This window comes from Enterobacter hormaechei ATCC 49162, from assembly GCF_001875655.1.
GTDB classification, from domain to species: domain Bacteria; phylum Pseudomonadota; class Gammaproteobacteria; order Enterobacterales; family Enterobacteriaceae; genus Enterobacter; species Enterobacter hormaechei.
The window spans coordinates 3,179,218-3,192,040 of sequence record NZ_MKEQ01000001.1 but is presented as its reverse complement, the minus strand read 5'-3'; the positions used below and the strand labels follow the sequence as shown (position 1 = coordinate 3,192,040).

Genomic DNA, 12,823 nt, shown 5'->3' with positions numbered 1-12,823 from the left:
TAGGGGCCCTTGGAGAATAAAGATGAGCAAAGCAACGAATAAATTTGAGCTGATGAGCACTAAAGACATCTGCGGGCAGCTGTGTATTTCCTCACGTACGCTCGAACGCTACAGGAAAAGAGCCCCAAACGAGAACCCTTTCCCTGAGCCCGATTGCGCTTACATGGGCGGCCCCAATAAATGGTTAAAAACCAAAGTTACAGCCTGGCAAATCAGAGAGATGTCCAGGACCACCCGCAAGCCTATGTCCCACTTAAACCTCACGCGTGATGATAAAGGCCGCCTCACCCGACCTGACGCGGCGTGAACTCCAGAATGTCGGGCTCGACGATGCTCATAAGTCGGGCCCACCACTTACCATATGCCACTCTCATTTCCTCAACATAGGTGTGCTTGTCGTATACCGACCACACCCCAGGCAGTTTGTGCCCGAGCATTATCTCGGCGATATGCGGCTCGGTTAGCTCTGAGAAATTCGTTCGCGCAGTTCGGCGTAGGTCATGAATAGTAAAGTGTGGGACCTGCTCGTTATAAGCCTTGAGCATGAACTTAACCAGGTTGCTGCTGATGCTCATATGGAAGCCTTCACTCATCGGCTTGTCTTCATATTTTGAAAAAACAAAGCGTCCAGGCGCCAGCTCAATGGCCCGTTTTATCAGCGGGAGCATTTCCGGGATGATAGGTCGAATTATCGGTTTCTTTGTCTTCCGCCCTGTCTTGTGGTTTTCCCATGGAACAGTCCAGATCCCTTCTTCAAAATCAAAGTGTGCGACTTCAGCCTGCCGGAGTTCGCCGACCCTGCACGCCCATATCAGTGACAATTTATAGAGGATCTTGTTTCGCTCAATGAGTCGGGAATCCTCAATGGCTCGCCAGACAATCGCCAGTTCTTTACGGTCCAGGGTTCGCTCACCCATTTGTTTCTGGATGCCGAAATCACGCCCAGACATTTCTGACAGCGGGTTAACTTCCAGCAGCTGCCGTTTCACTGCCCAGGAATAACACTGTCGGCCGTTGCTGATCACGCGCCGGGTGATCTCGCTGTAACCCTGGGCCAATCTGTCCAGGACAGTGAGCCAGTTGTGTAACGTGAGCTGATGCGCAGGGTATTTCCCGAGCTTGGGGAAAACGTGCAGTTCAAACGAGCGGAGGACCTGCCCGGCTGATTCTTTCTGAATGCAGACCATTGAGTGCCATTCACGGAACAGCTCTTCGAAGGTGTACTGGCTATTAATCTTGGCTTTGTCGAGGCTTTGCCTGATCCTTGGGTTTTCGCCACGGGCAAGAATAGCGGCCCACTTAGCCACTTCATCGCGCGCAGCCTTTAAACCGAACTCCGGATAGCTGCCGATCGTCATCTTGTCCTGTTTACCCAGGAAGCGGAATCGGTAGAAAAAAGTAACGGCCCCCTTTTTGGAGATACGTACCCACAGACCATCACGGTCTGCCTTTTCTTCAACTTTGTCTCGTTCGCGCCCAAGGCACGACTTTAGATAACTATCTGAAATAGCCATGATTTGTCCCTGCGTGTGTCCATCAGAACGGGGGGTTATGTGTCCATCATAGGATATGGACGCACTGGTGGACACAAAAACCATGACTTATGATGTCGTAGGTTGACTGTACATGCAAACAGTATAATTTTTGGAAAGGCTGATTTGATGGGGATCTTGAGGCGTTTTTGTCGGAGGTTTGCGGAGGCTGGCGGGGTATCAATTATCGATGTGAGCAATGATCGAAAAGTTACGTATGTTCTTCATATAGTTAAATAATTATGCCTTACGAATTCCTGGAGGCCGCTGTTCTTAGCCTGACGTTTTTCAGTGCGAAAACGCAGCATTCTACACTACATCCTCGTCCGCTGGAAATGCACTTAGAGCCAGGTATAGCGCGCAGAGATGAGGTTTTCTTTATCGGGGTGTAAATAATAATAAAGCCCGGCGATCACCGGGCCTCAGACGAGAGCGTCTCAACACGAAGCTGGTCGGGTGCCAGTGCAACGCTGAGGATGACAGGCTGCCAGGCTTCCCGGGCGGCAAGCCTTGGGGAAACGCCTTTAGCAAGCCAAAATCCGCCCACGCCGCCCAAAGCGGCCCCGCACATGGCGGCCAAATCGGTGCCGAACAGCATCTGGAAAACCCCGCCCATTACGAACAGGCCTGCCAGCGGAGAAAGGTAAACCAGCATGGCGGAAGTGAGCAGGCTGCCTTCAGCGATGCCCAGCTCCACTTTTTGCCCAGCCACCAGCGGTTGGTCGCTCGGCACAGCAATAGTGTGCGACGTCTGCGGCCCCAGCTTATTCAACACGCGGCTGCCGCAACCGGCTCGCGAAGCGCAACTGCTGCATGAGGCTTTCACATCACAGCTGACAAGCGCTACGCCATCCTGCCAGGATACGACCGTGGCCCACTCTTTAATCATTGTGCGGCCCTAAATTTAATGCTGTCTGAAATACGTTTTGCCGTTGGCGGCGGTAATTCACCCACTATGGTAATTTCCGCATTATCGCGCACCGTCGTGCTGACCGTCCGGCGACCGGTACGGAGCATCTGTTCGGAACTGTTCGCCGTAGCACGGTTGATATTCACCGAGAAGCTAAACAGACCATCGGAATAGAGTCGCGACTCAACCGGTGTTTCAATGGTCGGCAGCTGACGACGGCTGCTGGAAACTTCGCTAAACCCTTGTGGGATCCAGGAAGGTACCCAGTTGAAATTGACAGAATCGCCAGCAGGTACGGAAAGTAAAGGCGGCAGGCTGGCTTTGGCCAGATTCTGCATGCTGTTGCCAACCTGACTGTTCACGTCAAAGGAGATCACGCGGAACTGTTCCAGCGTTTCACCGTCGCGATCGAGCAGATCAACCCGCATTGGCAGCTTCGTCTCGGCGTCGATCCAGACGATATAGCTGTAACGTGTGCCATCCCGCGCGACAACGCGGATCACCTCGCACAGCCTGTCGGCAATACGCGTTCGCCCCACCGAGATAAAATCATAGTAGGGGGCGAGACGTTTAAAATCGGTATAAATGAGCGACGGCAGGGAATCAACGATGTAGTCGCCATTGAGCGTAAATGGCTCAAGGCCTGGCTCGAAATAGCTGATTTCATTCCCACGCTGGACCACTTCCCGACGCGGGCCATCCATCTGCAAAAGCTGGGCGAGCGGCTGATTATCAAGGCGGGCGTGGCGATAGCGCAACGATTCGACACCCTGCTTATTGATGCTGATAAATGCCAACTCGTAGTTGAGTGACTGGCTGGCCAGATTCATTTGCTGCAACAACGCCCCGGATGAAACATCAGCCGAGGCGTTAGCAGAGAAGAACAGGCTACCCGCCATCAAAGACATGGCGAACCAAAGTTGCTTCATTACTGCGATTGCGTTCCTAAAGTTTGGTTTCCTGGCACCTGCACAGCAGCCTGCTGGGTTTGGGCCTGCTCAAACTGAAGCTGCTCGGAGTGCAGACGACGCTGCAACTCGTAATCCTGCAACATCGCATTAATGCGACGACGCTGCTCCTGTACCTGCTGTTGCTGTCCGCCGCTTGCGGAGGCATCTGCCGGTACGCCCAGGCTAACCGGGCTGGCTTTACCCATCATCGGCAGCGTATTGAACACTGGCGCTTCAGGCTGCTGATTGGCTTCAGACTGAGTATTATAGTGCTGGACCCCAACGATAACTGCAAGCGATACGCACGCAGCGACCCCCATCTGGGTGAGCTGGCTGGCCCATGGACGCACCTTGTGCCAGAACGGCATTTTCTGCCACTGGTGAGGTGCAGGCTGCGCTTCAGGAATCAGCGGCGTGGTCTGATGAACAGGTTCGTTCTCAATGGCCGCCATAACGCGTGCTGAGATATCGAAATGGAGAACCTCACTGGTATCACCGCGCAGAGTGTCGCGGATAAGATGATAGCTCTCCCAGGTCTGTTGCATTTCGGGAGAATGAGACAACTCATTGAGCAGCTCATTATCCAGCGTTTCACCATCCATTAAAGCGGAAAGTTTTTCTTTCTGCATGCCTAATACCTTTTCCAGTATCCCGCTATCGTCAACGCCTGATAAGCGGTTGAACTTTATTATCAATGGCTTCTCGCGCACGGAAAATTCGTGAACGAACCGTGCCGACCGGACAATCCATGATGGCAGCTATCTCTTCATAGCTTAGGCCATCCAGCTCCCGTAACGTAATTGCCATGCGTAAATCTTCCGGGAGCGACTCGATCGTGCGAAAAACGATTTGTCTCAGTTCTTCTGACAACATTAAGTTCTCAGGGTTCGAAATTTCTTTCAGCGCACCGCCACTTTCGAAGTTTTCTGCGTCGATAGCGTCAACATCACTTGAAGGCGGACGACGACCCTGAGCAACCAAATAATTCTTAGCCGTATTGACTGCAATGCGATACAGCCAGGTATAAAAAGCACTATCCCCCCGGAATGAATCCAGCGCGCGATAGGCCTTAATAAAAGACTCTTGTACCACATCAGGCACATCGCCTGACGGTACATAGCGGGAAACCAGACTCGCTACCTTATGCTGGTAGCGCACCACCAGTAGGTTAAAAGCTTTCTGATCTCCCTTCTGGACCCGTTCAACCAGGACCTGGTCCGTTAACTGCTCGCTCATCCGAGGTAATGTCTCCCCAAACCAAATTCCACGCGTTATCGAAACGCCACTCTAACAACATTGCACTTTGAGCAAGCACCGAATTAGAGTGTCTGTTCTTCAATAAGTTCCGTAACGCCTTTGTTTTTGTTCATCGCGCCGCAGACTGTTCATTTTCTCTCATTATAAGTCTGTTCACGATACGCACCCGCTTTCTGACAAGAATCATCAACTTTATCGTCAGAAGAGTAACGCAACACAGGCTTTATTTCACCACAAAATCTGAAGCTAACGATCTGCTTCGCAAAATATTTCCAGCCGTTTAGCGCAGATTTCACTTCCGACCTTTCGTTTAGTCATTGCAACACGCATCAAAAAAAACGTGCGATATCTCGCATCACAATGCTATTCTCCCTGCACCATGTTTAGTAAATTAAACAAACATCATGAACACGACGCCTGAACTTCATTGTGATGTACTGATCATCGGTAGCGGTGCTGCCGGACTTTCCCTCGCGCTGCGCCTGGCGGAACATCAGAACGTAATCGTGCTGAGTAAAGGGCCGATGAGCGAAGGTTCCACTTTCTATGCACAAGGCGGGATTGCCGCCGTGTTTGATGAAACGGACAGCATTGCCTCGCACGTCGAAGACACCCTGATTGCCGGTGCCGGGATCGTGGATGAGCATGCCGCAGAGTTTGTCGCCAGCAATGCCCGTCACTGCGTGCAATGGCTTATCGACCAGGGCGTGCTGTTTGATACGCAGGTTCAGCCTAATGGTGAAGAGAGCTATCATCTGACCCGTGAAGGCGGCCACAGCCACCGCCGTATTCTGCACGCTGCTGATGCAACCGGAAAAGCGGTTGAAACCACGCTGGTCAGCAAAGCCCTCAGCCATCCCAATATCCGGGTGCTGGAGCGCAGCAACGCCGTCGACCTGATTATTTCCGATAAGATTGGCCTGCCTGGTACGCGCCGCGTTGTCGGTGCATGGGTATGGAATCGTAATAAAGAAAAAGTGGAAACCTGCCAGGCAAAAGCCGTAGTGCTGGCGACCGGTGGCGCTTCCAAGGTTTACCAGTATACGACTAACCCGGATATCGCCTCCGGAGACGGTATCGCCATGGCCTGGCGCGCTGGCTGCCGCGTGGCGAATCTGGAGTTTAATCAGTTCCATCCTACCGCCCTGTTCCACCCGCAGGCGCGTAACTTCCTGCTGACGGAAGCATTGCGCGGCGAAGGCGCGTATCTGAAGCGCCCGGACGGTTCCAGGTTTATGCCGGACTTCGACCCGAGAGGTGAGCTGGCACCGCGGGATATCGTGGCCCGCGCCATTGACCATGAGATGAAGCGGCTTGGCGTGGACTGTATGTATCTGGACATCAGCCACAAACCGGCAGATTTTATTCGCCAGCACTTCCCGATGATTTACGAAAAGCTGCTGGGCCTGGGTATCGATTTAACCCGCGATCCGGTGCCAATTGTGCCTGCCGCCCACTATACCTGTGGCGGGGTAATGGTTGACGATCATGGTCGTACGGACGTAGATGGCTTGTATGCGATCGGCGAGATCAGTTACACCGGCCTGCATGGGGCGAATCGCATGGCATCAAACTCGCTGCTGGAGTGTCTGGTGTACGGGTGGTCGGCTGCGGAAGATATTACCAAACGCATGCCCTATGCACGTCCGACAACGCACCTGCCAGCCTGGGATGAAAGCCGGGTAGAGAACCCGGACGAACTGGTGGTTATCCAGCATAACTGGCACGAGCTGCGGCTTTTCATGTGGGATTATGTCGGCATTGTACGCACAACGAAGCGTCTGGAGCGCGCGTTACGCCGCATCATGATGTTGCAGCAGGAAATTGATGAATATTACGCCAACTTCCGTGTTTCCAATAATCTGCTGGAGCTGCGTAACCTTGTGCAGGTAGCCGAGCTGATTGTGCGCTGTGCGATGATGCGCAAGGAGAGTCGAGGGCTGCATTATACGCTGGACTATCCCGACACGCTGGAGGTTTCCGGCCCGTCGGTGTTGTCCCCGCAGGCTCACATAAACAGATAAAAGGCCTGGGTCAGAGCAGTGTAATCTTCGGAATAACGCTGGTCTGGCCCACGAATGACCATCCTGTCGATAAAGCACTCCCCCTCTTTCGGCGAGAGCGCCAGCAACACGCGGTGCGGTAAGCGCCCTTCCGTATCCGAAATATCAGTACGAAGACGCAAATTCCAGCCGATCTCCCGTGCAATCGCAATGAAGGTATTGCCTGTGCTTTCAGGCAAGACTACGCAGAAAAATCCCTCTTCCGAGATGAGCTCCGCCGCACTGGTTAGTAGCGCCTTGTGATCGAGCGAGCCGGTGTAGCGTGCCTGCTCGCGTTCCGGCGTTCCACATTCCACGCCTGGCGCATAATACGGCGGATTGCTGACAATCAAATCGTAACGCGCGGTCTGCTCCGGCGCCCAGGTCAGCACATCGGCACATTCAACCCTGATGCGTTCTGCCCACGGAGAGTCGGCAGCGTTTTCACTTGCCTGCCGGGCCGCCTGAGGATCAAGCTCAACGGCGTCGATCGTGACGTGTTCTTCTGTACGCTGCGCCAGCATCAGCGCCTGAAGCCCGCTGCCCGTACCAATATCCAGAATGCGTTTGACACCTGCGACAGGCGCCCATGCACCCAGTAAAATACCGTCTGTACCGACTTTCATCGCACAACGATCGTGCGCCACAAAAAACTGTTTAAACGTAAAACCATCGCGGCGCAACTGCGCTTTGAGTTGAGACATGTCGGGGCAACCTTCTGAGTGAAACTGGAGTAGCATAGGGGAAAGCGAAGTGGTCGAAAAGCGATATCCATACAAACAGATGAAGATTACAGCCGTAACGTCTATAATCAGCGCCCCACACAGAGGTAGAACATGACTGTAACGACTTTTTCCGAACTTGAACTCGATGAAAGCCTGCTCAATGCCCTTGAGAGCAAAGGCTTTACACGCCCGACCGCCATTCAGGCCGCGGCCATTCCGCCTGCGCTTGAGGGCCGCGATGTGCTCGGTTCTGCGCCAACCGGCACGGGGAAGACAGCAGCCTACTTGCTGCCTGTGTTGCAGCATTTGCTCGATTTTCCGCGTAAAAAATCAGGCCCGCCGCGCATTTTGATCCTGACCCCGACCCGTGAACTGGCGATGCAGGTTGCCGAACACGCGCGTGAGCTGGCAGCGAACACCCATCTGGATATCGCGACCATCACCGGCGGCGTAGCGTATATGAACCACGCCGAAGTGTTCAGCGAAAACCAGGATATCGTTGTCGCGACGACAGGCCGTCTGCTGCAATACATAAAAGAAGAGAATTTCGACTGCCGCGCGGTGGAAACGCTGATTCTCGATGAAGCTGACCGCATGCTTGACATGGGCTTTGCCCAGGATATCGAGCACATCGCGGGCGAAACGCGCTGGCGTAACCAGACTATGCTGTTCTCGGCAACCCTTGAAGGGGATGCCATCAAAGATTTCGCCGAACGTCTGCTGGAAGATCCGGTGGAAGTGTCCGCTACGCCATCGACGCGTGAGCGGAAGAAGATCCACCAGTGGTACTACCGCGCAGATAACCTTGAGCATAAGGTTGAGTTGCTGAAACATCTGCTGAAGCAGGAAGAGGCAACCCGCACCATCGTCTTCGTTCGCAAACGTGAGCGCGTGCATGAGCTGGCGGAAATGCTGCGCAACGCTGGCATCAACAACTGCTATCTCGAAGGTGAAATGGCGCAGGTTAAGCGTACCGAAGGGATTAAGCGCCTGACCGATGGTCGCGTGAATGTGCTGGTTGCCACCGACGTTGCCGCGCGCGGAATCGATATCCCGGACGTGAGCCACGTGATCAACTTTGATATGCCGCGCAGCGGAGATACTTACCTGCACCGTATTGGTCGTACTGGTCGTGCGGGCCGGAAGGGTATTGCTATCTCTCTGGTAGAAGCACACGATCATTTGCTGCTTCAGAAAATTGGCCGCTACGTTGATGAGCCGCTTAAAGCTCGCGTGATTGACGGGCTTCGTCCGACCACACGTGCGCCGAGTGAAAAAATGACGGGTAAACCGTCCAAGAAAGCGCTCGCGAAACGTGCTGAGAGAAAAGAGAAAGAAAAAGAGAAGCCGCGCGTTAAGCAGCGCCACCGCGATACCAAGAATATTGGTAAGCGCCGTAAGCCAAGCTCTGCTGCGCCAGAGACGAAAACGGAAGAGTAAAAAAAGCCGGGAATCTCCCGGCTTTTTTATTCCACCCCCGTGGCTGAAACCTTACAGGCTTTCAGTAAAGGTACGCGCAATAACGTCGCGCTGCTGTTCCGGGGTCAGAGAGTTGAAACGCACCGCATAGCCAGACACACGGATGGTCAGCTGTGGGTATTTTTCCGGGTGCTCAACGGCATCCATCAGCGTTTCACGACGCAGGACGTTAACGTTCAGGTGCTGACCACCTTCCACGCGCACTTCTGGCTGCACTTCCATTGGAATTTCACGGTATTCAATTTCGCCCAGTTTGTTAACCGGAACGATTTCGTCTTCCGCAAAACCTGCTTTCGCTACTACACAGCGCGCTTCGTTTTTCTCGCTGTCCAGCAGCCAGAAAGAGTTCAGCAGATCGTCATTTGCCGCTTTAGTAATCTGGATACCTGTAATCATGTGTTGCCTCCCTTAGGCTACATTAACTGATGCTGGCCTTGTGCGGCCAATTGGTAAAACCATTGTTTGTTGTGTGTATATATAACATTCAGACCCGGGTCATTTATTGATTTAAATCAACAAAATCACTAACCACACAAAGAGTGTGGTCTGCATTTTTTGTTTCAGATCAATTCCAGAGACTTACCAATTCGGCTTAACGGGTGTAGTTTCCAACGCAAATTGAGATACTTAGCCTGCTTTTCCGCGGGTAATTTTGCTCATTGGGGTTTAGCAGGTAAGCTAGACACAGATTGAAATTCGCAGGAGAGCGAGATGACAACACCTTTAACCTGGCATGATGTGCTGGCAGAAGAGAAGCAGCAGCCCTATTTTATTAATACCCTCAGCACCGTTGCAGCTGAACGGCAGGCCGGGCAGACAATTTATCCGCCGCAGAAAGATGTGTTTAACGCCTTTCGCTACACCGAACTGAGCGATGTTAAGGTGGTTATTCTGGGGCAGGATCCGTACCACGGCCCCGGGCAGGCTCACGGACTGGCTTTCTCCGTGCGTCCGGGCGTTGCCATCCCCCCTTCTCTGCTGAATATGTATAAAGAGCTTGAAGGAACGATACCCGGTTTTACCCGCCCTCATCACGGCTATCTCGAAAGCTGGGCGCGTCAGGGTGTGCTGTTGCTGAATACCGTATTAACTGTCCGGGCGGGACAGGCGCACTCTCACGCCAGCCTGGGATGGGAAACCTTTACCGATAAGGTCATCAGCCTGATCAATGAGCATCGTGAAGGGGTCGTGTTTTTACTCTGGGGTTCGCATGCACAAAAAAAAGGGGCGATTATTGACCGTCAACGCCATCATGTGTTGAAAGCGCCACACCCGTCGCCGCTGTCTGCGCATCGCGGTTTCTTTGGCTGTAACCATTTTGTTCTGACGAATGAGTGGCTGGAAAAACGCGGCGAAAAACCGATTGACTGGATGCCTGTGTTACCGGCAGAGAGCGAGTAGGTTTGAATGTGCCGGGTCAGACCCGGCACATAAAAGTCTTATGCTTTGTTCTGACGCCACCACTCGGCCAGCAGCACGCCGGTCGCAACGGATACGTTCAGGCTTTCAACGTTGCCAGTGCCGTCGATAGAGACGCTCAGATCCGCGCTGGAGAGCGCCGCATCAGACAGACCATCACGCTCCTGACCTAACACCAGCACCATTTTGCGTGGCAGCGTCGCTTTAAACAGCGGCGTCGCGGCACGGCTTGAAGTGGTGACAATGGTGTAGCCCGCTTTACGGAACTGCTCGAGGGCATCCAGCACGCTGTCGCCGGTGATCGGCTGAACATGCTCAGCACCGCCTTCCGCAGTACGAATTGCCGCACCGGACTCCAGCAGCGCGGCATCCTGCAACAGCACGCCTTTCACGCCAAAGTGCGCACAGCTACGCATCATAGCACCCAGATTATGCGGGTTACCCACATCTTCCAGCGCCAGCACGCAGTCATCGGCATCCGCCTGGCTGACCCACTGCTGCACGGTGGTGCCGTTACGTTTTTTGATCAGGAAGCAGACGCCACCGTGGTGTTCAGTCCCGGACGCTTTTGTCAGCTCGGCATCATCCACCACATGGTAGGCTTTGCGATTCGCTGCCATCCAGCGCAGCGCTTCTTTAAAGCGCGGGGTCACGCTCTGGATAAACCATGCGCGAACGATACACTCCGGGCGGCTCTGGAACAGGGCCTGACAGGCATTCTCGCCGTATACACGGGTCTCTTCGGCACGCTGACGACGCAGCACTTCCGGATCGATAAAGCTTTTCCCGCTGATACCGCCGTGATCGGCTTTTTCAGCCGCCTCTTCACCCGGCGCACGAGATACGGTACGCCATGGCGATCCACCGTCGCGGACAACATCATCGCGTTTGCGATCGTCACGCTTACGGTCATCACGTTTGCGGTCATCGCCGCGGTTATTTCTGTCATCGCGGGCGGGGCGACGGCCACCGTCTGCACGAGAAGACGCCGGACGCCCGCCACCTTTTCCGGTACGCGGATTTTGGGTGCGTTTATCAGAGTCATCATCACTGCGGACATACATCACTTTGACCTTGCCGCTTTTGTTTTTCATTTCGTCGTTCATGCTTTTCTCCACCAGCGCTGCGCGAAGCGCGCAGATTACCCGATGTGCAAGCTCATAGCCATAATTTCGTACAAAAGCCTGTGACTATTGTTCCCATTGAATAAAACGCGTTGTCCTTTGATACAGGCTCACTGATAATGTGTAACATATCAGAAACATTATCGGCGCTCTGCCGTTGTTCCCCGGCTCTATCAGAGGTTAGTTATGAATACCGTATGTGCCAACTGTCAGGCTTTAAACCGCATTCCGGACGATCGGATGGATGATGGTGCGAAATGCGGGCGTTGTGGCCATGAATTATTTGATGGCGATGTCATTAACGCGACGGGTGCTACGCTGGACAAACTCCTCAAGGACGATCTGCCTGTTGTGGTCGATTTCTGGGCACCGTGGTGTGGCCCTTGCCGTAACTTTGCGCCCGTCTTCGAGGACGTGGCTGAAGAGCGCAGCGGGAAAATGCGTTTTGTTAAAGTGAATACCGAAGCGGAACGTGAGCTCAGCGCCCGTTTTCGTATTCGCAGCATTCCAACCATTATGATTTTCAAAAATGGTGAAGTGATCGACATGCTCAACGGCGCAGTTCCGAAAGCGCCTTTCGACAGCTGGTTAAACGAATCCCTGTAACATTCACGGGGCACATCTTGTGCCCCGTTCTCTCCTCTGCGAAAATGGGGTTTTTCCTGCCTTTCGCCCATGACTGATAACGCTGTACTTCAATTACGCGCCGAGCGTCTTGCGCGCGCCACTCGCCCGTTTCTGGCCCGAGGTAATCGTATTCGACGCTGCCAGCGCTGCCTTTTACCGCTGAAAGTGTGCCTGTGTGAAACGCTTGCGCCGAGCGAGGCGAAAAGCCGCTTTTGTCTGGTCATGTTCGATACCGAACCGATGAAGCCCAGCAACACGGGGCGTCTGATCGCCGATATTCTGCCAGACACCGCAGCGTTTCAGTGGTCGCGCACTGAACCTCCTCAGGCTCTGCTCGACCTGGTGGCAAACCCGGACTATCAGCCCATGGTCGTATTCCCGGCATCCTATGCAGGCGAACAGCGTCAGGTGCTTACGGTGCCGCCATCCGGTAAGCCGCCGCTGTTTATTATGCTCGACGGCACCTGGACCGAAGCGAGAAAGATGTTTCGCAAAAGTCCGTATCTCGATGCGCTGCCGGTGATTTCCGTCGATCTGTCGCGCGTTTCGGCCTATCGCTTACGTGAAGCGCATGCTGACGGTCAATATTGCACCGCTGAAGTTGCCATTGCGCTACTGGATCTGGCTGGCGATACCCAGGCGGCTGGCGCGCTGGGCTCCCACTTCTCCTGCTTCCGCGAACGTTATCTGGCGGGAAAAACCGTTCATAAGGGGAGTGTCACAGCAACAGAGGCAGAAAGCGTTTAAAATCATCAGGT

Annotated in this window: 14 protein-coding genes; 6 read left to right on the top strand and 8 right to left on the bottom strand. The window is 53.8% G+C overall.

Annotation, left to right across the window (positions count from 1 at the left end; translation table 11 throughout):
* Window positions 1-22 precede the first annotated feature (22 nt).
* Window positions 23-307, top strand: coding sequence for an excisionase Xis (gene xis / locus BH712_RS15860; RefSeq protein WP_023314677.1), 285 nt, complete (start codon window positions 23-25; stop codon window positions 305-307).
* Here xis and BH712_RS15855 read toward each other — a convergent pair.
* From BH712_RS15855 to rpoE, 5 genes are all read right to left on the bottom strand, one after another.
* A complete protein-coding gene (locus BH712_RS15855) occupies window positions 285-1,514 on the bottom strand; it encodes a tyrosine-type recombinase/integrase (protein WP_006811608.1) in 1,230 nt (409 codons plus the stop codon). The two genes, xis and BH712_RS15855, sit on opposite strands and share 23 nt — an antisense overlap.
* A gap of 430 nt (window positions 1,515-1,944) precedes the next feature.
* Window positions 1,945-2,421 (bottom strand): SoxR-reducing system protein RseC, encoded by a 477-nt coding sequence (gene rseC, locus BH712_RS15850; RefSeq protein WP_006811609.1) that lies wholly within the window; start codon window positions 2,419-2,421, stop codon window positions 1,945-1,947.
* Window positions 2,418-3,371 (bottom strand): sigma-E factor regulatory protein RseB, encoded by a 954-nt coding sequence (rseB, locus tag BH712_RS15845; RefSeq protein ID WP_003860717.1) that lies wholly within the window; start codon window positions 3,369-3,371, stop codon window positions 2,418-2,420. Before rseB ends, rseC begins: the two co-directional genes overlap by 4 nt.
* Window positions 3,371-4,021, bottom strand: coding sequence for an anti-sigma-E factor RseA (gene rseA, locus BH712_RS15840; protein WP_006811610.1), 651 nt, complete (start codon window positions 4,019-4,021; stop codon window positions 3,371-3,373). The genes rseB and rseA overlap by 1 nt, the downstream gene beginning before the upstream one ends.
* A gap of 31 nt (window positions 4,022-4,052) precedes the next feature.
* Window positions 4,053-4,628: an RNA polymerase sigma factor RpoE gene (gene rpoE, locus BH712_RS15835; RefSeq protein ID WP_006176728.1), complete on the bottom strand. Its 576-nt coding sequence runs from the start codon at window positions 4,626-4,628 to the stop codon at window positions 4,053-4,055.
* Window positions 4,629-5,053: 425 nt separating this feature from the next.
* On the opposite strand from rpoE, the gene nadB reads away from it, so the two are divergent.
* Window positions 5,054-6,673, top strand: coding sequence for an L-aspartate oxidase (nadB, locus tag BH712_RS15830; RefSeq protein ID WP_006811612.1), 1,620 nt, complete (start codon window positions 5,054-5,056; stop codon window positions 6,671-6,673).
* On the opposite strand, the gene trmN is transcribed toward nadB, so the two are convergent.
* Window positions 6,658-7,395, bottom strand: a complete 738-nt coding sequence (trmN, locus tag BH712_RS15825) for a tRNA(1)(Val) (adenine(37)-N(6))-methyltransferase TrmN (RefSeq protein WP_032674008.1) — start codon at window positions 7,393-7,395, stop codon at window positions 6,658-6,660. The genes nadB and trmN overlap by 16 nt on opposite strands.
* A gap of 132 nt (window positions 7,396-7,527) precedes the next feature.
* On the opposite strand from trmN, the gene srmB reads away from it, so the two are divergent.
* Window positions 7,528-8,856 carry an ATP-dependent RNA helicase SrmB gene (gene srmB / locus BH712_RS15820; RefSeq protein ID WP_006811614.1) on the top strand — a complete coding sequence of 443 codons (1,329 nt, stop codon included), beginning with the start codon at window positions 7,528-7,530 and terminating at the stop codon, window positions 8,854-8,856.
* Window positions 8,857-8,907: 51 nt separating this feature from the next.
* Here the strand turns inward: srmB and grcA are convergent, their stop codons facing one another.
* Window positions 8,908-9,291 carry an autonomous glycyl radical cofactor GrcA gene (gene grcA, locus BH712_RS15815; protein ID WP_006176733.1) on the bottom strand — a complete coding sequence of 128 codons (384 nt, stop codon included), beginning with the start codon at window positions 9,289-9,291 and terminating at the stop codon, window positions 8,908-8,910.
* 315 nt (window positions 9,292-9,606) lie between these two features.
* Here grcA and ung point away from each other — a divergent pair, with 315 nt between their 5' ends.
* A complete protein-coding gene (gene ung, locus BH712_RS15810; RefSeq protein ID WP_006811615.1) occupies window positions 9,607-10,296 on the top strand; it encodes a uracil-DNA glycosylase in 690 nt (229 codons plus the stop codon).
* A 38-nt stretch (window positions 10,297-10,334) separates the two neighbouring features.
* On the opposite strand, the gene BH712_RS15805 is transcribed toward ung, so the two are convergent.
* Window positions 10,335-11,420, bottom strand: a complete 1,086-nt coding sequence (locus tag BH712_RS15805) for a tRNA/rRNA methyltransferase (RefSeq protein ID WP_006811616.1) — start codon at window positions 11,418-11,420, stop codon at window positions 10,335-10,337.
* Window positions 11,421-11,624: 204 nt separating this feature from the next.
* On the opposite strand from BH712_RS15805, the gene trxC reads away from it, so the two are divergent.
* Both trxC and tapT read left to right on the top strand, forming a co-directional pair.
* The gene (trxC, locus tag BH712_RS15795; protein ID WP_006811617.1) at window positions 11,625-12,044 is read left to right on the top strand and encodes a thioredoxin TrxC; all 420 of its coding nucleotides are present in this window, start codon (window positions 11,625-11,627) and stop codon (window positions 12,042-12,044) included.
* A gap of 69 nt (window positions 12,045-12,113) precedes the next feature.
* The gene (gene tapT, locus BH712_RS15790; RefSeq protein WP_006811618.1) at window positions 12,114-12,812 is read left to right on the top strand and encodes a tRNA-uridine aminocarboxypropyltransferase; all 699 of its coding nucleotides are present in this window, start codon (window positions 12,114-12,116) and stop codon (window positions 12,810-12,812) included.
* The last annotated feature ends 11 nt before the right edge of the window (window positions 12,813-12,823 follow it).